Source organism: Cryptosporangium arvum DSM 44712, assembly GCF_000585375.1.
In the GTDB taxonomy this organism is placed as follows: Bacteria; Actinomycetota; Actinomycetes; order Mycobacteriales; family Cryptosporangiaceae; genus Cryptosporangium; species Cryptosporangium arvum.
Genome location: NZ_KK073874.1, coordinates 6,906,288 through 6,925,484, shown reverse-complemented (window position 1 = coordinate 6,925,484; position 19,197 = coordinate 6,906,288). Strand labels below are relative to the sequence as shown.

At 72.3% G+C, this 19,197-nt stretch carries 20 protein-coding genes; 17 read left to right on the top strand and 3 right to left on the bottom strand.

Annotation, left to right across the window (positions count from 1 at the left end; genetic code table 11):
- The first annotated feature begins 18 nt into the window (after positions 1-18).
- Positions 19-729, top strand: a complete 711-nt coding sequence (locus tag CRYAR_RS31760; RefSeq protein WP_035856936.1) for a VIT1/CCC1 transporter family protein — start codon at positions 19-21, stop codon at positions 727-729.
- Positions 730-742: 13 nt separating this feature from the next.
- On the opposite strand, the gene CRYAR_RS31755 is transcribed toward CRYAR_RS31760, so the two are convergent.
- Positions 743-1,441, bottom strand: a complete 699-nt coding sequence (locus CRYAR_RS31755; protein WP_035856935.1) for a hypothetical protein — start codon at positions 1,439-1,441, stop codon at positions 743-745.
- Between the two features lie 119 nt (positions 1,442-1,560).
- On the opposite strand from CRYAR_RS31755, the gene CRYAR_RS31750 reads away from it, so the two are divergent.
- Together CRYAR_RS31750 and CRYAR_RS31745 are read left to right on the top strand one after the other, a co-directional pair.
- A complete protein-coding gene (locus CRYAR_RS31750; protein ID WP_035856934.1) occupies positions 1,561-2,754 on the top strand; it encodes an MFS transporter in 1,194 nt (397 codons plus the stop codon).
- Between the two features lie 41 nt (positions 2,755-2,795).
- Positions 2,796-3,509: an HAD family hydrolase gene (locus CRYAR_RS31745; protein ID WP_035856933.1), complete on the top strand. Its 714-nt coding sequence runs from the start codon at positions 2,796-2,798 to the stop codon at positions 3,507-3,509.
- Between the two features lie 47 nt (positions 3,510-3,556).
- Here the strand turns inward: CRYAR_RS31745 and CRYAR_RS31740 are convergent, their stop codons facing one another.
- Positions 3,557-3,994 carry a ferritin-like domain-containing protein gene (locus CRYAR_RS31740; RefSeq protein ID WP_035856932.1) on the bottom strand — a complete coding sequence of 146 codons (438 nt, stop codon included), beginning with the start codon at positions 3,992-3,994 and terminating at the stop codon, positions 3,557-3,559.
- 31 nt (positions 3,995-4,025) lie between these two features.
- Entirely contained in the window at positions 4,026-4,577 is a 552-nt protein-coding gene (locus tag CRYAR_RS31735) for a twin-arginine translocation signal domain-containing protein (protein ID WP_063725796.1), read from the bottom strand.
- A 129-nt stretch (positions 4,578-4,706) separates the two neighbouring features.
- On the opposite strand from CRYAR_RS31735, the gene rimP reads away from it, so the two are divergent.
- The 14 genes from rimP to CRYAR_RS31665 all read left to right on the top strand — a co-directional run bounded on the left by rimP (position 4,707) and on the right by CRYAR_RS31665 (position 19,196).
- Positions 4,707-5,213, top strand: a complete 507-nt coding sequence (rimP, locus tag CRYAR_RS31730; RefSeq protein WP_051571204.1) for a ribosome maturation factor RimP — start codon at positions 4,707-4,709, stop codon at positions 5,211-5,213.
- The gene (gene nusA, locus CRYAR_RS31725) at positions 5,210-6,265 is read left to right on the top strand and encodes a transcription termination factor NusA (RefSeq protein WP_035856929.1); all 1,056 of its coding nucleotides are present in this window, start codon (positions 5,210-5,212) and stop codon (positions 6,263-6,265) included. The genes rimP and nusA overlap by 4 nt, the downstream gene beginning before the upstream one ends.
- Positions 6,266-6,273: 8 nt before the next feature.
- Positions 6,274-6,615 carry a DUF448 domain-containing protein gene (locus tag CRYAR_RS50980; protein WP_084701210.1) on the top strand — a complete coding sequence of 114 codons (342 nt, stop codon included), beginning with the start codon at positions 6,274-6,276 and terminating at the stop codon, positions 6,613-6,615.
- 104 nt (positions 6,616-6,719) lie between these two features.
- Positions 6,720-9,824, top strand: a complete 3,105-nt coding sequence (infB, locus tag CRYAR_RS50405) for a translation initiation factor IF-2 (protein ID WP_084701208.1) — start codon at positions 6,720-6,722, stop codon at positions 9,822-9,824.
- 64 nt (positions 9,825-9,888) lie between these two features.
- Positions 9,889-10,185 carry a DUF503 domain-containing protein gene (locus tag CRYAR_RS31710; RefSeq protein WP_035856927.1) on the top strand — a complete coding sequence of 99 codons (297 nt, stop codon included), beginning with the start codon at positions 9,889-9,891 and terminating at the stop codon, positions 10,183-10,185.
- Between the two features lie 22 nt (positions 10,186-10,207).
- Complete coding sequence (gene rbfA / locus CRYAR_RS31705) at positions 10,208-10,714, top strand: 30S ribosome-binding factor RbfA (RefSeq protein ID WP_063725795.1); 507 nt, start codon at positions 10,208-10,210, stop codon at positions 10,712-10,714.
- Between the two features lie 86 nt (positions 10,715-10,800).
- Complete coding sequence (locus CRYAR_RS31700) at positions 10,801-11,856, top strand: DHH family phosphoesterase (protein WP_051572285.1); 1,056 nt, start codon at positions 10,801-10,803, stop codon at positions 11,854-11,856.
- Positions 11,853-12,740: a tRNA pseudouridine(55) synthase TruB gene (gene truB, locus CRYAR_RS31695; RefSeq protein WP_084702004.1), complete on the top strand. Its 888-nt coding sequence runs from the start codon at positions 11,853-11,855 to the stop codon at positions 12,738-12,740. Before CRYAR_RS31700 ends, truB begins: the two co-directional genes overlap by 4 nt.
- Positions 12,741-12,809: 69 nt before the next feature.
- The gene (locus CRYAR_RS31690; RefSeq protein WP_035856925.1) at positions 12,810-13,811 is read left to right on the top strand and encodes a bifunctional riboflavin kinase/FAD synthetase; all 1,002 of its coding nucleotides are present in this window, start codon (positions 12,810-12,812) and stop codon (positions 13,809-13,811) included.
- A gap of 156 nt (positions 13,812-13,967) precedes the next feature.
- A complete protein-coding gene (gene rpsO, locus CRYAR_RS31685) occupies positions 13,968-14,237 on the top strand; it encodes a 30S ribosomal protein S15 (RefSeq protein WP_035856924.1) in 270 nt (89 codons plus the stop codon).
- A gap of 210 nt (positions 14,238-14,447) precedes the next feature.
- Positions 14,448-16,679: a polyribonucleotide nucleotidyltransferase gene (locus tag CRYAR_RS31680; protein WP_035856923.1), complete on the top strand. Its 2,232-nt coding sequence runs from the start codon at positions 14,448-14,450 to the stop codon at positions 16,677-16,679.
- Positions 16,676-17,986 carry an insulinase family protein gene (locus CRYAR_RS31675; protein WP_035856922.1) on the top strand — a complete coding sequence of 437 codons (1,311 nt, stop codon included), beginning with the start codon at positions 16,676-16,678 and terminating at the stop codon, positions 17,984-17,986. The genes CRYAR_RS31680 and CRYAR_RS31675 overlap by 4 nt, the downstream gene beginning before the upstream one ends.
- A 2-nt stretch (positions 17,987-17,988) precedes the next feature.
- Positions 17,989-18,732: a 4-hydroxy-tetrahydrodipicolinate reductase gene (gene dapB, locus CRYAR_RS31670; RefSeq protein ID WP_035856921.1), complete on the top strand. Its 744-nt coding sequence runs from the start codon at positions 17,989-17,991 to the stop codon at positions 18,730-18,732.
- Positions 18,729-19,196, top strand: coding sequence for a hypothetical protein (locus CRYAR_RS31665; protein WP_035856920.1), 468 nt, complete (start codon positions 18,729-18,731; stop codon positions 19,194-19,196). The genes dapB and CRYAR_RS31665 overlap by 4 nt, the downstream gene beginning before the upstream one ends.
- Position 19,197: the final 1 nt, after the last annotated feature.

Genomic DNA, 19,197 nt, shown 5'->3' with positions numbered 1-19,197 from the left:
GAGCAGAGGAGGTCCACGATGCCGGTCGACGACGAGGTGCTGCTGGTTCCGCACCACGGGGACGTGTCCGGCGGCTGGTTGCGCGCCGCGGTGTTCGGGGCGATGGACGGGCTGGTCACGAACATTTCCTTGATCGCAGGGGTCGGCGGTGGTGGCGTCGGCCGGGAGGCGATCGTGCTGACCGGCGTGGCGGGTCTGGTCGCCGGCGCCGTCTCGATGGCGCTCGGTGAGTACAGCTCGGTGCGGACGGCGAACGAGCAGCTCGACGCCGAGGTGGCGAAGGAGCGGCGCGAGCTGACCCTGAACGGCACCGCCGAGCGGCGCGAGCTCGTGCTGATGCTGCAGCGCGCCGGGCTATCCCCCGACCTCTCCGAGCGGATCGCGGCCGAGGCCGCCACCAAGCCCGACCTGCAGCTCCGGCTCCACGCGCTCACCGAGCTCGGCGTCATCCCGGAGGAGAAACCCTCGCCGTGGACCGCGGCCGTGTCGTCGTTCGTCTGCTTCTCGGTCGGTGCGCTGATCCCGCTGCTCTCGTTCCTGCTCGGCTCCGACGATCTCTGGCTCGGCCTCGCGATCGGCGGCGTCGGCCTGTTCGCCGCCGGGGCCCTGGCCACGCGCGCGACCGCGGGGCGCTGGTGGCTCGGCGGGTTCCGGCAACTGGTGCTCGGCGCCGCCGCGGCCGGCATCACGTTCGGCATCGGCTCCCTGATCGGTTCCGGCGTGGCGTAGCCGCGGGCGCGCCCTAGAACAGGTCGGCGTCGACCGGGGAGCCGCGTTTGGCCAGTTCGGTGGCCTGGGCCTGGAGACGGGCGCGGAGCTCGACCAGGTCCAGCCCGACGGTGCCCGTACGGCGCGCGGCGTCGACGGGCCCACGGAAGTACGTGCGGGTGAGCAGACCGTCGGTGACGGCCGTGGCGAGCCGGGCCCGGGAGAGCAGGAGGATCGCGCCGTCGTCGTCGTGCCACTGACCGGCGCGGGCGGCCGCGTCGAGGAGCGACCAGGCCTCGCACCACGCCTCCCGGGCCAGCGCGCTGAACTCACGCAGCGTGGCCTCCGCGAGCCGGGCCCGGTGGGCGTCGCGGAGCGTGGCGATCCAGGCGCTGTCGTCGTCGAGCGGGCGGACGTGCAGGTGGCGGTCGGCGTGCAGGGGCCACTCCGGGGTGAGCGCGCGGGCACGGGCCAGCAGGTCCGCCTGCGCCCCGACGACCAGCGTGACCACGTGCCCGCCCCGCTGACGACGGGCCGGCGCCGGGCCGCCACCCGGCCGGTACGTCGCGACGACGAGTTCGACGCCGGTGCCGTGGCGGTCGTCGTCGTGCACCAGGGCGCCGGTCACACCGATCGCCACCACGTCGGCACGCCATCGGCGGCGGATGCGACGGGCGAGATCGGCGGCGAGTTCGGCGCGGGATTCCGGCTCAGGAGTGTGGGGAGAGGCCACACCGATATCCTGCCGTGTCGGCTGTTCCTCGGGAGCACCTCACAGCCCTTCAGCGAAATATGAGGCTGTTTCGGGTTCCGCTTGAGTTCCCGACCGATTGTGCCCACTATATGGGGACTATGACGGGATCCGGGGCGACCCGCACCGACGTGCGGCGCGGGTACCGCACGGTCCTTCGGCACCCGGTCGCCGGGCGCCTGATCGGCGTCAAGGCGATCTCCGAGCTCGGTGACTTCGTCGGCCTCGCCGCTCTCCTGCTGCTGGGCTACCAGCAGACCGGTTCGCTGCTGGGCGCGGCGGCGGTCTACACCGCGCGGGCACTGCCGGCGATCCTGGTGGCCACGCTGCTCGGCGGCTGGCTCGACGTTCCACCGCGCCGCCCGACGCTGAGCCTGCTCGCGCTCGCCGGCGCCTGCGCGCTGATACTGCCGGCGACGTTCCCGTCCGCCTCGACCGCGCTGGCCGCGTCCGCGCTGCTCGGCGCGGTGCGGGCGGCGTACCTGGCGGTGACGACGGCGGTCGTCGCGGAGTCGGTCGAGCGGGAGATCCAGCTGCCGTACTTCGGCCTCGCGGCCGTGATCAACCTGCTGGTGCAGGTCGGCGGCATCGTGGTCGGCTCCGCTCTGACGATCGCGCTCGGGCCGCGGGTGGCGCTGCTCGTCGACCTGGCGTCGTTCGTCCTGGCCGCGGCGATCCTCGCGGTGCTGCCGATCGCCGGGGAACGGACCCGTCGCGACCGGCTGCCGCCCGGCGCCGGGTTCGTGCTGATCTGGCGGGAGCCGACGCTGCGGCTGCTGGCGCTGCTCACCTGGGCGACGCTGGTGTGCAGCGTGTTGCCGGAGACGGTGGCGACGAACGCGCCGAGGGGCTGGATCCCGGCCGTGATGGCGGCGTCGGCGCTGGGTGGGGCGGCGTTCACGTTCGTGGCCGGCCGGACCGTGTTCCTGGAGCGTCCGCTCAACCAGGCGCGGACGTCCGCGGTGCTCGGGTTCGCGCTCGTCGCGGGCGCGCTGGTGTTGTTCGCGGGTGGGCACCCACTGCTGCTCGTGCTGGTGAACCTGGTGATCGGGGGCGCGACCGGGTGGACGGTCGGGGCCCAGGCGACGTTCGCGCGGCTCGCTCCGCCCGGCCGGATGGGGCAGCTCGAGGCGGCGATGGTCGCGTCGAACGTGTTCCTCGAGGGCGTCGGGGTGCTGGCGCTGAGCCTGGTGGCGGTGGCGGCGGGCTCCGACGGCGCGGCCTACCTGGCCGCGGGTCTGCTGGTGCTGGGAGCCTCGGCGGCGGCGCTGCGTCCGCTGCGCGCGCTGGCCTGACCGCCCGGGAACTGTCGGTGGGGGGTGGGACAGTGGCGGGCATGGTGAAGGCGGTTCTCTTCGATTGGGGCGGCACGCTCACCCCGTGGCACACGATCGACGCCCGCGCTCTCTGGCGCACGATCGCCGACGAGTGCGGGATGGCCGCGCTCGAGGGCCGGGCCACCCCCGAGCAACTCGTCGACGCGATGCTGGCCGCCGAAGACGCGGCCTGGCAGCGCTCCCGCGACGACCACACGTCCACGACGATGGCCGACGTGTGCGCGGCGGCCGGCATCGCGCTCACGGCCGAGCTCCTCGCCGCCCACGAGCGGCACTGGGCGCCGCACACCTACACCGATCCCGAGGCCGCCGAGACGCTCGCCGCCCTGCGGTCGCGCGGCCTGCGCGTCGGCCTGCTCTCCAACACGATCTGGGGGCGTGAGCACCACGAGCGCGTCCTGGAGCGCGACGGTGTTCTCGACCTGTTCGACGGCGCGGTCTACACCAGCGAGATCCCGTGGACCAAACCCCACCCGGAGGCGTTCCGGGCCGCGATGGGCGCGGTGGGCGTCGACGACCCGGGGTCCTGTGTGTTCGTCGGCGACCGCCTCTTCGACGACATCTACGGCGCCCAGGCTGCCGGGATGCGCGCGGTCCACGTGCCCCACAGCCCTGTCCCGCCCCACCAGGTCGGCCACACGATCGGCACCCCCGACGCGGTGATCCGATGCCTCCCCGAGCTGGTGCCGCTGATCGACTCCTGGCGCGGTTAGGTCGTGTCCTGCGGATCCCGCTCGCAGCGAGATCCGCAGGACATGGCCTAGGACGAGGCCCCGCCGGGCCAGGGCACGATCGGGGATTTGCCGGGCCCGGCGGCGGTGCGCCACTGGGCCGCCCGCACGGCTGCGCCGACGAGCGCGTCCAGCGCCACCTCGCGTCCGTTCCCGGTGAGCGCGCCGAGCGCCGAGCGCCACACCGCGGCCGCGCGCGTCTCGACGTCCACCGCGAGCACCACCGCCTCCGCCCGCCCGGTCACCGGCTTCGGCAGCTGGTAGGCGGGCGCCGCCGGCGTCGGGGTGCCACCCGCGGCGGTGATCAGGTCCGAGACGGCGTCGCGCTGCCGGCGGTGGGCGAGGTCGGCCGACCGGGCCCAGCTCAGCTCGTCGTCGGTCAGCCAGGCCCCGATCACCCCGTAGGCGTACACGCTGGCGTTCTCCGCGGCCAGCGCGAGCTGGAGACGGTCCGCTTCACCGCTCATGCCTGCCCTTCTGTTCGGCACCCGGGCGCGCTCATGCGAGCGCCACCTCGTGCGACGCCTCCCCGGCGCAGATACTGCCGAGCACCGTGATCCGCTCGCCACCCCCGGTCTCGGCCAGGCAGGCCGTCCGCGACGCCGCCGACGCGACCTTCTCCGCGGCGCGGAGCGCGGTCAGCGCCGCGGTCGGCGAAGCGCCGGCCGGCTTCCCGCGGGGCGCGCTCTCCGCATCACCCGGCGGATTCGGCACCGGTGGGGTGGCCCGCGCCAGCGCGGCCCGCCGCCGGGCGTCCAGCAGTTCGAGCAGGGCGTCCCGATGCTCGCGGTGCGCGTCGCGCAGCGGCCGCAGCCGCCCGGCGAGCGAAGAGTGCGCGCCGATCGTCGCGTCGTACAGGTCGACCAGAGCCTGCTTCTCCACGGTCAGCTTCTCCAGCGGGTCGGCCGCGACGGCCGGTACCGCCGGCCCCGGCTCGACCAGCACGCAGCCGGCCAGCGACCCGGCCGCACCGGCGGCCAGCAGGCCGCCGAGCACCTGGCGTCTGTTCAACGTGGTGAGCGGGCCGACACGGCGCGTTGCGAAGGGCACGCCCGACAGTTTCCCAGCCGGGCCCGTGCGTGCCGGATGGAGGGGCGCTCGGAACGAACCGTTAGGCTGTGTCCCAGGTGTTCGGGGACTCCCAACAACTGCACAGTGACCACCGTTCGGAGGTGTCGGATGCCAGCCCCACAGGCGATGCGCTCCCGAATCGTGGCGTTGGTCGAACCCGTGGTCAGCGCCGCCGGGTACGACCTGGAAGAGGTCGCGGTCAACCAGGCCGGCCGCCGTACGGTCGTGCGCGTCGTGGTCGACACCGACGGGGGCATCACGCTCGACGACATCGCGACCGTGTCGAAGGACGTCTCCACCGCTCTCGACAAGACCGACTCGTTCGGCAGCGGCCCGTACACCCTCGAGGTCACCTCGCCGGGCGTCGACCGGCCGCTGACCGAGCCGCGGCACTGGCGGCGCAACGTGGGCCGTCTGGTCACCGTCCGCATCGGCGACCGCAGCGTGACCGCGCGGATCACCGCCGTCGACGACCAGGGCGTCCGGCTGACCGACGACAAGGGCGAGCGGACGGTCACGTTCACCGAGCTCGGCCCGGGCAAGGTCCAGGTCGAGTTCGCGCGCCCCACCGGCGAATCGGCCAAGAACGACGAAACAGAAGGAGGAGACCGATGAACATCGACATCGCTGCCCTGCGCGCGGTCGAGCGAGAGCGCGAGATCTCCTTCGACACGATCATCGAGGCGATCGAGACCGCGCTCCTGACCGCGTACAAGCACACCGGTCACGCCCACAACGACGCGCGCGTCGAGGTCGACCGCAAGACCGGCGTGGCGACCGTGTGGGCCGCCGAGCGCGCGGACGACGGCACGCTCGAGCGTGAGTTCGACGACACCCCCGACGACTTCGGCCGGATCGCGACGATGACGGCCAAGCAGGTCATCCTGCAGCGTCTGCGCGACGCCCAGGACGAGATGACGTTCGGCGAGTTCGCCTCCCGCGAGGGCGAGGTCGTCGCGGGTGTGATCCAGGCGCACGAGTCCCGGGCCGAGCGCGGCATCGTCTCGGTCAGCCTGGGCAAGATCGAGGCCACGCTGCCGCCCGCCGAGCAGGTGCCGGGGGAGTCCTACCAGCACGGCGCACGGATCAAGGCGCTCGTCGTCCACGTGGCGAAGGGAATGCGCGGCCCGCAGGTCACGTTGAGCCGGACGCACCCGAACCTGGTGCGCAAGCTGTTCGCGCTGGAGGTACCGGAGATCGCCGACGGCACCGTGGAGATCGCGGCGGTGGCCCGGGAGGCCGGGCACCGCTCGAAGATCGCGGTCCGGGCCACGGTGGCCGGCGTCAACCCGAAGGGTGCCTGCATCGGCCCGCTGGGGGCGCGCGTCCGCGCGGTCATGAGCGAGCTGCACGGCGAGAAGATCGACATCGTCGACTGGGCCGAGGACCCCGCGCGGTTCGTCGCCGCGGCGCTGTCGCCGGCTCAGGTGAAGTCGGTCGAGGTCGTCGATCTGGAGGCCCGCTCGGCCCGGGTGACCGTGCCGGACTTCCAGTTGTCGCTGGCGATCGGCAAGGAGGGCCAGAACGCCCGCCTCGCCGCGCGCCTCACCGGCTGGCGCATCGACATCCACAGCGACGCCGAACCGACTGAGGCGAACGTGCCGGAAGCGACCACTGCGGCAACAGTGGGGGAACCGGACGCTTCGGTCCCAGGCAGCGCGGGGTAGACTGGCCTGTGGTTCGCCGCACCCGTCCGGCGCCGTCCCCGCATGACCGCTTCCCAACGCGGACTTGCGTGGGATGTCGGCAGCGAGCGGCAGCCACTGAGCTGCTACGCGTCGTCGCGGTCGAACGTGGGGAAACCCGCGTCACGATTCCCGATCCGGCGCGTCGGCTGCCGGGAAGGGGCGCTTGGCTGCACCCCGACCCAGCGTGTTTCGTACTAGCGGAACGGCGCCGCGCTTTCGGGCGTGCGCTCCGGGTCCCCGGTGTCATCGACGCCGAGGCCGTCGGTGAGTATGTGACACAGCTCAAGACGGGACTGGGCAACCTGCCCGGACCCACGGACGAAAAGTAGGTCTCCCGGTATGAGCGTGCGATGAAGTCTCTGCGATGAGCAAGCTTCGTGAGTAACTAGTAGGTCGAGCGGGTCGTGCCGCCCGGCCTCGGAAGAGGAGAGCAGTGGCAGGCAAGGCCCGCGTACATGAACTCGCCAAGGAACTGGGTATCCCCAGCAAAGATGTGCTGAACAAGCTCAAAGAGCTCGGCGAATTCGTGAAATCGGCCTCATCCACGATCGAGGCGCCAGTGGCGCGTCGGTTGCGGGAGGCATACACCTCGCCGTCGTCATCCGGCGGCAACGGCGGCGGGCGCAAGCCCGGTCCGCCCAGCGGCCCCCGGCCGCCCCGCAACACCCCGTCTCCGTCGGTGATGGCCCGCCCGCAGGGCACGGCCAGCGCCCAGGACATCGAGGTCAAGGCCGAGCAGGCCCGGGCCGCTGAACTGAAGGCGGCCCAGCAGGCTCAGGCGGCGGCTGCCCGTGCGGCGGCCTCGGCCCCGGCCGACCGGCGTCCCACGCCCGGTCCGCGTCCGGGTCCGCGCCCCAACCCGGCTCCGGCCGAGGCTGCGGCTCCGCCCGCGGCCGAGCGTCCGGCGCCCGGCCAGGGCGGCAACCCGCGTCCCGGTCCGCGTCCCGGCCCCGCGCAGCGCTCCGCGCCGCGTCCGGGCAACAACCCGTTCGGGGTCGGCCCCGGCACTCCGGCGCAGCAGCCCCCGCGGCCCGGTCCGCGTCCGGCTGCGGCCGCAGGCCAGGGCGGTGCCGGCGGTCAGGCTCCGGCCGGTCCCCAGGGTGGTCCGCGTCCGGGCCCCGGCGGCCCGCGTCCGGGTCCGCGTCCCAGCCCGCAGCAGGGTGGCGACCGTCCCGGTGGCCCGCGTCAGGGTGACCGTCCCGGTGGCGCCCGTCCGGGCGCCGGCGGTCCGCGTCCGGGTGGTTCCGGCGGTCCGGGCGGTCCCCGTCCGGGCGGTTCCGGTGGCCCCGGTGGCCCCCGTCCCAACCCCGGCATGATGCCGCCGCGGCCGAACCCGGGCATGATGCCCGGTCGTCCGGCCGGTGGTGGCCCCGGCCGTGGCGGCCCCGGTGGCCGTCCCGGTGGTCCCGGCGCCGGTGGCGGTGGCGGTCGTCCCGGTGGCGGTGGCGGTTTCCGTCCCGGCGGTGGCGGTGGCGGTGGCGGTCGTCCCGGTGGCGGTGGCGGTTTCCGCCCCGGTGGCGGTGGCGGTGGCGGCGGTACCGGTGCTCCCGGTGGCGGTTTCCGTCCCGGTGGCGGCGGTGGCCGTCCCGGTGGTGGCGGTCGTGGCCGCGGCGGTGCCGCGGGTGCGTTCGGCCGTCCCGGCGGGCGTGGCCCGGTCCGTGGGCGGAAGTCCAAGAAGCAGAGGCGTCAGGAGTTCGACAACCTCTCCGCGCCGACGATGGGCTCGGGTGCCCCGCGCGGTAACGGCGAGGTCATCCGGCTTCCGCGTGGTGCGTCGCTGTCCGACTTCGCCGACCGGATCAACGCGAACCCCGGTTCGCTGGTCCAGGAGGCCTTCGGTCTCGGCGAGATGGTGACCGCGACCCAGTCGTGCACCGACGAGACGCTGCAGCTGCTCGGTGTGCACCTCGGCTACGAGGTGCAGATCGTCAGCCCCGAGGACGAGGACCGTGCCCTGCTGGCCCGGTTCGACATCGACCTCGACCAGGAGTACGCGGACGAGAAGCTCGTCACGCGGCCCCCGGTGGTCACCGTCATGGGCCACGTCGACCACGGTAAGACCAAGCTGCTCGACGCCATCCGGCACACGAAGGTGGCCGAGGGCGAGGCCGGCGGCATCACCCAGCACATCGGTGCCTACCAGGTCGACGCGCACGTCAACGGCGAAGACCGGTCGATCACCTTCATCGACACCCCGGGTCACGAGGCGTTCACCGCCATGCGTGCTCGCGGTGCGAAGTCGACGGACATCGCGATCCTCGTGGTCGCGGCCGACGACGGTGTGAAGCCGCAGACGATCGAGGCGCTCAACCACGCCCAGGCGGCCGAGGTGCCGATCGTGGTCGCGGTGAACAAGATCGACAAGGAAGGCGCCAACCCGGCGAAGGTGCGCCAGCAGCTCACCGAGTACGGGCTGGTCGCCGAGGAGTACGGCGGCGACACGATGTTCGTCGACATCTCCGCGAAGTCCCGGATCAACATCGACGGTCTGCTCGAGGCGGTCTGCCTCACCGCGGACGCGTCGCTGGACCTCCGGGCGCCGGTCGACGTGCCGGCCCAGGGTGTCGCGATCGAGGGTCACCTCGACCGTGGCCGCGGCCCGATCGCGACCGTCCTGGTCCAGCGCGGAACGCTCCGCGTCGGTGACTCGATCGTCGCCGGTGAGGCGCACGGCCGAGTCCGGGCGATGCTCGACGACAGCGGTTCCCAGGTCGCCGAGGCGGGTCCGTCCAGCGCGGTGCAGGTGCTCGGCTTCACCGCCGTTCCCGGTGCCGGCGACACGTTCCTGGAGGTCTCCGAGGACCGGGTGGCCCGGCAGATCGCCGAGCAGCGGCAGGCGCGCGAGCGCAATGCCCAGCTCGCGGCGAGCCGTGGACGCCCGACTCTCGAGACCCTGCTCGAGCGGATGAAGGAAGGCGAGAAGACCCAGCTCAACCTCATCCTCAAGGGTGACGGTTCCGGTGCGGTCGAGGCCCTCGAGGACGCTCTGGCGAAGATCGAGATCTCCGACGAGGTGTCCCTGCGGATCATCGACCGCGGTGTCGGTGCGATCACCGAGACCAACGTCATGCTGGCGTCGGCCTCCGACGCGGTCATCATCGGCTTCAACGTCCGGCCCCAGGGCAAGGCGAGCGAGCTGGCCGACCGCGAAGGCGTCGACATCCGCTACTACTCGGTCATCTACGCGGCGATCGAGGACATCGAGAATGCCCTCAAGGGCATGCTCAAGCCGGAGTACGAAGAGGTCCAGCTGGGTACCGCGGAGATCCGTGAGGTCTTCCGCTCCAGCAAGTTCGGCAACATCGCCGGTGTGCTCGTCCGTAGCGGCGACATCCGGCGTAACTCCAAGGCCCGCCTCATCCGGGACGGCGCCGTGGTGGCCGACAACCTCCAGGTGCACTCGCTCAAGAGGTTCAAGGACGACGTCACCGAGGTCCGCGAGGGCTACGAGGCCGGTATCGGTCTCGGCTCCTTCAACGACATCAAGATCGACGACGTCATCGAGACCTTCGAGATGCGGGAAAAGCCCCGGTCGTGAGTTGATGCAGGCAGTCGGCCGGGGGATCTCCCGGCCGACTGCTTGTTCGCGGAGGAAAACAGCTGTGTTCACCGGCACGTTGGAATTCGACGTCGTGCTGCCCGCGGACAGCCGCAGCCTGAAGGCCAAGCGGGGTTACGTCCGGCCGGTGGTGGCCGCGCTACGCCGGCTCGAGGTCTCGGCGGCCGAGGTCGACCAGCTCGACCTGCACGGCCGGGCCGCGATCGGGGTGGCGGCCGTCGCCAGTACCGCCAAGCATGTGGGCGAGGTCCTGGATGCCTGCGAACGGCTGGTCGCGGGTCGTCCGGAGTTGGAACTGCTCTCGGTTCGTCGTCGGCTGCACTCGGGCGACGACGAGTAATTGCCTGTCCAGGAGAGACACGATGGCTGACGCAGCACGGGCGAGGAAGCTCGCCGTCCGGATCCGGGAAATCGTCGCGGAGAACCTCCGCACGCAGGTGAAGGACCCCCGCCTGGGCATGGTGACGGTGACCGACGTCAAGGTCACCGCGGACCTGCACGACGCGACCGTGTTCTACACGGTCTACGGCGACGACGCCGACCGCGCCGCCACCGCCGCGGCGCTGGAGAGCGCCCGGGGTGTCCTGCGCAGCGCGGTCGGACGCCAGACCGGCGTGCGGTTCACGCCGACGCTGGCGTTCAGCCTCGACGAGGTGCCCGACACCGCCAAGCACATCGACGAGCTGCTCGCCGAGGCCAAGGCGGCCGACGCCGAGGTACAGCGGAAGGCGGCCGGGGCCACTTACGCCGGCGACGCCGACCCGTACAAGCACGACGACGAGGACGAGGACGAGGACGCGCCGGTGCCCGCCCCCGACGCCGCCGCCGTCGAGGCCGGTATCGACATCGCGGGCCGGGGCGGCCGGTGAACCCGCCGGTTCTCGACGAGACCGGGCTCCGTCCCGCGCGGGCCCATCGCCGGGCGCCGTCCGCGCGTACGGTGTACGGTCCGGACGTGACCGACAGCCGGAGCGCGTCGACCCCGCCGGTGCCGCCGGCGGGCGGGGCGATCTCCGAGGACGCGTGGGCGCACGTGCTCGGCCGGCTGAGCGATACCGGCCGCACCATCGTGCTGGCCTGCCACATCAACCCCGACGGGGACGCGCTGGGCAGCATGCTCGCCACCGCGCTGGGGCTGCGTCAGCTCGGCATCCGGGTCCAGGCGTCGTTCAGCAACCCGTTCCGGCTGCCGCAGGCGCTGGCCCAGCTCGCCGGCCTCGAGCTCCTGGTCCGCCCGGAAGAGGTCTCGCCGAGTCCGGACGTGCTCGTCACGTTCGACACCGGCAGCGTCGACCGGCTGGGTGATCTGGCTCCGCTGGTGGCCGCGGCCACCGAGGTGATCGTCGTCGACCACCACGTCACCAACAGCGGGTTCGGCACGTTCAACCTGATCGACCCGCAGGCGGCGGCCACCGCCGTCGTCGTGGAGGAGTTGCTGACCCGGCTCGGCGTGCGGCTCGACGCCGCGATCGCCGAGTGCCTCTACGTCGGCCTCTCCACCGACACCGCCTCGTTCCGGGGCGCCGCGACGTCGCCGTCGACGCACGAGCTGGCGGCGCGCCTGCTGGCGACCGGCATCCGGCCCGACGAGATCAGCCGGCGCCTCTACGACGCCCGCCCGATGCGCTCGCTGCACCTGCTCGCCGACGTGCTCGCCCGGGTCGTGCTCGAACCGGACGTCGCCGGGGGAGCCGGCTTGAGCTGGTCCTACGTCACCCAGGACGACCTCGAGCGGCACGGTCTGGGCATGGAGTGGGTCGAGGGCGTGGTGGACATGATCCGCGGCGCCGAGGAGAGCACGCTCGCGATGATGGCGAAGCAGTCCGTGCCCGGCGAATGGTCGATCTCGCTGCGTTCGCGCGGCTCGATCGACGTCGGCGCGCTGTCGGTCCGGCTGGGCGGTGGCGGCCACCGGCTCGCCGCGGGCTTCACCGGCCGGGGGCCGCTCGAGGACGTCGTCGCGTCGGTACGGGCGGCGCTCGACGACGTTCCGGTCGCGGTGAGGAGCTGAGCGCGCACAGCGGGCTCGTCGTCGTCGACAAGCCCGCCGGGATGACCTCGCACGACGTCGTCGGGCGCATGCGCCGGATCGCGGGCACCCGCAAGATCGGGCACGCCGGCACGCTCGACCCGATGGCCACCGGCGTGCTCGTGCTCGGCGTCGAACGGGCCACCAAGCTGCTCGGGCACCTGACGCTGACCGCGAAGACCTACGTCGCGACGATCCGGCTCGGGTACGCGACCGTGACCGACGACGCCGAAGGCGACCGGCTCGACGGGTCGTCCGCCTCCGCCGTGACGACGGCGCAGGTCAGCGCCGGGATCGCCGACCTGACCGGGGTGATCGACCAGGTGCCCTCCTCGGTCTCGGCCGTGAAGGTCGCCGGGCGCCGCGCCTACGACCGGGTGCGCTCCGGCGAGGAGGTCGAGCTGAAGTCGCGGCGGGTGACCGTCTCGCGGTTCGACCTGCTCGCCGATCGCCGGCCGGAGCCCGACCTGCTCGACCTCGACGTGATCGTCGATTGCTCCTCGGGTACCTACATCCGGGCGCTCGCCCGCGACCTCGGCCGGGCGCTGGGCACCGGCGGCCACCTGACCGCGCTGCGCCGCACCCGGGTCGGTCCGTTCACGCTCACCCAGGCGCGGACGCTGGATCAGCTCGCCGAACAAGAGGATCCGGTCACACTCGACCTCGACTCGGCGGTGGACGCGGCGTTCCCGCGCCGGGACGTCGACGCGCCCACCGCGACCGTGCTCGGCCACGGCGGTCGCCTGTCGGCAACCGGTCTGACCGGCCCGTACGGTGTGTTCGGGCCGGACGGCCGGGTGGTGGCGCTCGTCGTCGAATCCGACGGCGCGGCCCGCCCGGAAGTGGTGCTGCGCCCCTCGGGCTGAGCGCCGGGCCTCCCGACCGACGAACTAGGCTGACCCTGGATCAGTAACGCCGACGAGAGGCAGGCGAGCGTGCTGCGGTGGCGCGGGCTGGCGGACGACCCGCCGGACTGGAACCGGACCGTCGTCACGATCGGCGTCTTCGACGGCGTTCATCGAGGTCATCGGGCGTTGATCGAGGCCGCGGTCCGTGAGTCGGCGGCGCTGCTCCCGGTGCCGCACCCGTCCGGTACCGGCGCGCCCCCGGTCGTCGTCGTGACGTTCGACCCGCACCCGGCGGCCGTGCTCCACCCCGCGTCGGCTCCCGACCGGCTGACCACGCTCGACCACCGCGCGGTCCTGCTCGAGGCGCTGGCGGCCGACGGCCTGACCGTCGACGGTCTGTGCACGCTTCCGTTCACGCCCGAACTGGCCCGGCTCTCGCCGGAGGAGTTCGTCCGCGCGGTGCTCGTCGAGCACCTGCGTGCGGCGGCCGTGGTCGTCGGCGAGAACTTCCGGTTCGGCCACAAGGCCGAGGGCGACGTCGCGCTGCTGCGGCGGCTCGGTGCCGAGCACGGGTTCGAGGTGCGTACGGTGGCGCTGCTCACCGACGGCGCGGGCACGGTCTCCAGCAGCCGCATCCGGGCCGACGTCACCGAGGGCGAGGTCGAGCGCGCGGCGGCCGCGCTGGGGCGCCCGCACCGCGTCGAAGGTGTGGTCGTTCGCGGTGATCAGCGCGGACGTGAGCTCGGCTTCCCGACCGCGAACCTGTCGTCGCCGGCGTTCACCTCGGTGCCCGAGGACGGTGTCTACGCCGGCTGGCTGGTGCGTGACCCGGCCCGCCACGCGGGCGACCGGGAGGTCCCGCTGCCCGCCGCGATCAGCATCGGCACCAACCCGACGTTCGCCGGTGAGCGCGCGCGCCGGGTCGAGGCGTACATCCTCGACTTCGACGAGGACATCTACGACGAGCGCGTCGCGGTCGACTTCGCCGCGCGCCTGCGTCCCACGGTCGCGTTCTCGTCGGTCGACGCGCTGATCACCCAGATGAACGCCGACGTCGCGCGAGTACGCGAACTGCTCCTCGGCGGCTAGCCACGCCGCCGTCGCCGCGCTCGGACGTGGGCGGTGATTCGTCGTCAGGTGTACGGGCTGGTAGCGTTGCATCGACGCCGGGTTTGACCCCGGCGGTGTGCAGGCTGCCCTCGTGACCACGACCGGGGGCCACACCGAAGAGATCAAGGAGAGTCCGTGGCGCTCGCCGCAGACGTCAAGAAGGAAATCATCGCCGAGTACTCGACGGTGGAGAACGACACCGGCTCCCCGGAGGTCCAGGTCGCGCTGCTGTCCCGGCGCATCAACGACCTGACCGAGCACATGAAGGCGCACAAGCACGACCACCACAGCCGCCGTGGGCTGCTGCTGCTGGTCGGCCGTCGTCGTCGGCTGCTCAACTACCTCGCCAAGACCGACATCAACCGCTACCGGTCGCTCATCGAGCGGCTCGGCCTGCGTCGCTGACGTCTCACGGGGAGCGCCCACCGGGCGCTCCCCGTTCGCAGTAACTACGTAGTAACCGAAGTACCGGGTGATCCGCGGACCCCGTGCGAGCCGGTCCTCGGTAGTACCCACTTGTGGAGCTCCTACAAGTCGGTTCGATCGAAGACCGGCACGAGATGCCGCTCGGGTCCTCCCCATCGCCTGGTACGCCAACCAGGAGGATCCTGAAATATGTCAGAACACACCGTGACCGAGGTCGTCGCGACCATCAACAACGGCAACCACCCGTCGCGGGAGATCCGCTTCAGCACCGGCCGGTTCGCCCGGCAGGCCGCGGGTTCGGTGACCGCCCAGCTCGGCGACACGCTCGTGCTGTCGGCCACCACGGCGTCCAAGAGCCCGAAGGAGCACTTCGACTTCTTCCCGCTCACGGTCGACGTCGAGGAGCGGATGTACGCCGCGGGTCGTATCCCCGGCTCGTTCTTCCGCCGCGAGGGCCGGCCCAGCGAGGACGCGATCCTCACCTGCCGCCTGATCGACCGCCCGCTGCGCCCGACGTTCGTCAAGGGCCTGCGCAACGAGGTCCAGGTCGTCGTGACGGTCATGTCGCTCGACCCGGACACGCTCTACGACGTCGTCGCGATCAACGCCGCTTCGCTCTCCACCCAGCTCGCCGGCCTGCCGTTCAACGGCCCGATCGGCGCCACCCGGATGGCGTTCGTCGGTGGCGACTGGATCGCGTTCCCGACCCACACCGAGCTGGCCACCGCCACGTTCGACATGGTCGTCGCCGGCCGGGTCACCGAGGCCGGTGAGGTCGCGATCATGATGGTCGAGGCCGAGGCCACCGCCGACACCGTCGCGCTGATCGCCGGGGGCGCGCCCGCGCCCACCGAGGAGGTCGTCGCCGCCGGTCTCGAGGCCGCGAAGCCGGCCATCAAGGCCCTGGTCGAGGCGCAGGCCGAGGTGGCGGCCAAGGCCGCGAAGCCGACCGGCGAGTTCCCCGTCTTCCTCGACTACCAGGACGACGTGTTCGAGGCCGTCTCCGCCGCGGTCAGCACCGAGCTGGACGCCGCGCTGCGGATCGCCCCGAAGCAGGAGCGCGAGACCGAGCTCGACCGGGTCAAGGGCCTGGCCGTGGAGCGGGTCGGCGCGCAGTTCGAGGGGCGCGAGAAGGAGATCGGCGGCGCGCTCAAGGCGCTGACCAAGAAGCTCATCCGCCAGCGCGTGCTGCGCGACAAGGTCCGTATCGACGGCCGTGGCCTCACCGACATCCGGACGCTCTCGGCCGAGGTCGAGATCCTGCCCCGGGTGCACGGTTCGGCGCTGTTCGAGCGCGGCGAGACCCAGATCCTGGGCGTCACCACGCTGAACATGCTCCGCATGGAGCAGCAGCTGGACACGCTGGCGCCGGAGACGCGCAAGCGGTACATGCACAACTACAACTTCCCGCCGTACTCGACCGGTGAGACCGGCCGGGTGGGCTCGCCGAAGCGTCGCGAGATCGGCCACGGCGCGCTCGCCGAGCGGGCGCTCGTGCCGGTGCTGCCGAGCCGCGAGGAGTTCCCCTACGCGATCCGGCAGGTCTCCGAGGCGCTGGGCTCGAACGGCTCCACCTCGATGGGGTCGGTCTGCGCCTCGACGATGTCGCTGCTCAACGCCGGTGTCCCGCTGAAGGCGCCGGTCGCGGGCATCGCGATGGGCCTGATCAGCGACACGGTGGACGGCAAGACCGAGTACGTCGCGCTGACCGACATCCTCGGAGCCGAGGACGCCTACGGCGACATGGACTTCAAGGTCGCCGGCACCAAGGAGTTCGTCACCGCGCTCCAGCTCGACACCAAGCTCGACGGCATCCCGTCCGAGGTGCTCGCGGGTGCGCTCACCCAGGCCAAGGACGCCCGCCTGACGATCCTCGAGGTCATGGGCGAGGCGATCGACGGTCCGGACGAGATGAGCCCGTTCGCGCCGCGCGTCACCACGGTGACGATCCCGGTCGACAAGATCGGCGCGGTCATCGGCCCCAAGGGCCAGATGATCAACTCGATCCAGGACGACACCGGCGCCGACATCACGATCGAGGACGACGGCACGATCTACGTCGGCGCCTCGGACGGTCCGTCGGCGCAGGCGGCGGTCGACCGGATCAACGCGATCGCGAACCCGACCATGCCGAAGGTCGGCGAGCGGTACCTGGGCACGGTCGTCAAGACCGCCGCCTTCGGTGCGTTCGTCTCGCTGGTCCCCGGCAAGGACGGTCTGGTCCACATCTCGAAGCTCGGCAACGGGAAGCGGATCGGCAAGGTCGAGGACGTCGTCAAGGTCGGCGACAAGCTCCAGGTCGAGATCACCGACATCGACGCCCGCGGCAAGATCAGCCTGGTGCCGGTCAAGGACGAGGCCGCACCGGCGGCGCAGTCGGCCGAGACCGCGGAATCCGCCCCCGCTGAGACGCCTGCGTGACATCTGGCGAAGCACGGTACGGCGGCACCGTCCGCCGTACCGTTCTCCCCAACGGTCTCCGGATCGTGACCGAGGCGCTGCCGACCGTGCGCAGCGTCTCGTTCGGCGTCTGGGTCGGGATCGGCTCGCGGGACGAGACCCCACGCCTGGCCGGTGCGTCGCACTTCCTCGAACACCTCCTGTTCAAGGGAACCAAGCGGCGCACCGCCTGGGAGATCTCCGCGGAGATCGAGGCCGTCGGCGGTGACACCAACGCGTTCACCGCGAAGGAGTACACCTGCTACTACGCGCGCGTGCTCGACAGCGATCTGCCGCTGGCGGTGGACGTCATCTGCGACATGCTGACGTCCTCGGTGGTCTCGGCGAACGACCTGGAAGTCGAGCGGCAGGTGATCCTGGAAGAGATCGCCATGCACGACGACGAGCCCAGCGACGTCGTGCACGACCTGTTCACCACCGCCCTCTACGGTGACCACCCGCTCGGCCGGCCGGTCATCGGCACGACCGACTCGATCACCGCGATGAAGCGTGACCAGGTGGCCGGGTTCTACCGCCGCCGCTACACGCCGCGCCAGCTCGTCGTCGCCGCCGCAGGCAACCTCGACCACGACGAGACCGTCAAGCTGATCGCGGCGGCGTTCGACGGCTTCGCCGAGGGGGAGCCCACGACGCCGCGCCGCGGCCCGGCGGTGCGGTCGGTCGGCTCGGCCCTCGCGGTGCGGTCCAAGGAGACCGAACAGGCCCACCTCGTGCTCGGCGTGCCCGCGATCGACCGGTTCGACGACCGCCGGTTCGCGCTCGGCGTCCTCGACCAGGCTCTGGGCGGTGGCATGAGCAGCCGCCTGTTCCAGGAGATCCGGGAGCAGCGCGGGCTCGCGTACTCGGTCTACTCGTTCGACACCCAGTACGCCGACGCCGGGCTGTTCGGCGTCTACGCCGGGTGTGCGCCCCGCCGCGCCCACGAGGTGCTCGATCTGATCCGGGTCGAGCTCGACCGGGCCGCCGCCGGTGGGATCACCGACGAGGAGGTCCGCCGGGGCAAGGGCATGCTGCGCGGCGCGAGCGTGCTCGGGCTGGAGGACACCTACTCCCGGATGAGCCGCATCGGCAAGGCCGAGCTGGTGCACGGCAACATCCTCTCGCTCGACGAGGTGCTGGCACGCATCGACGCGGTGACCCCGGAGGACGTCCGGACCCTCGCCGCGGAGCTGTTCACCCGCCCGGCCTCGCTCAGTGTCGTCGGGCCGTTCGCCGAGAACGACTTCGACGGGTTCGATCTGGTTCCGTCATCCGAAGGGGTTGCGTAGACGTGGGAGCGACACGGGTCGGCGTCATCGGAGCGCACGGGCGGATGGGCGCGGAGTCGGTCCGCGCGGTCACCGCGGCCGACGACCTGGACCTGGTGGCTTCGGTGGGGTCCGGCGACGCGCTGGACACGCTGACCGGCGCCGAGGTGGCCGTCGAGTTCACCCGCCCGGACGTCGTGCTGGACAACGTGAAGTGGTGCGTCGAGCACGGGATCCACGTGGTGACCGGCACGACCGGGTTCACGCCCGAGCGGCTCGACACCGTGCGCGGCTGGCTGGCCGACGCCCCGGGTGTCGGCGTCGCCGTGGTGCCGAACTTCGCGCTCGGCGCGGTGCTGATGATGCGCTTCGCCGAGACCGCCGCCCGGTACTTCGAGTCGGTGGAGATCGTCGAACTGCACCACCCGCAGAAGGTCGACGCCCCGAGCGGCACCGCGCGGCTGACCGCCGAGCGGATCGCCGCCGCGCGCTCGTCCGCCGGGCTGGGCGGGATCCCGGACGCGACCACCTCCGGTCTCGACGGGGCCCGGGGCGCGTCGATCGACGGCATCCCGGTGCACTCGGTGCGTGCGCGCGGGCTGGTCGCGCACCAGGAGGTGCTGTTCGGCGCGGCGGGGGAGACCCTGACGATCCGGCACGACTCGTTCGACCGGGCGTCGTTCATGCCCGGCGTGCTGCTCGCGGTGCGGTCCGTGGTGTCGCGTCCGGGGCTCACGATCGGCCTCGACCCGCTCCTGGACCGGTGAAGGTCAAAGCCACCGTCGCCGTACTGGTGGCGGTGCTGGTGGTGTACCTGGCCCTCGCGCTCAACCGTGCGGTGATCCTGTTGCGCACCGGCGACCCCGTGCTGATCGCGCTGGGCGTCGGGATGGTGCTGTTGCCGGTGCTCGGCGGGTGGCTGATCTGGCTCGAGATCAAGTTCGGCCGGGCGACTGAGCGGCTGGCCGACGAGCTCGCCGCCGAAGGGGGCCTGCCGGTCGACGACCTGCCGCGGCGACCGTCGGGCCGGGTGGTGCGCGAAGCCGCCGACGAGCGGTTCCGGGAGCGGCAGGCCGAGGTGGAGGCGGCGCCGGAGGACTGGCGTCGCTGGTTCCGGCTCAGCCTGGCCTACGACGACGCCGGCGACCGGCGCCGGGCGCGCCAGGCGGCACGGAAAGCGATAGCACTACGCAACGACCTCGGGGATGCACGTACCGGGCACAATCAGTGAG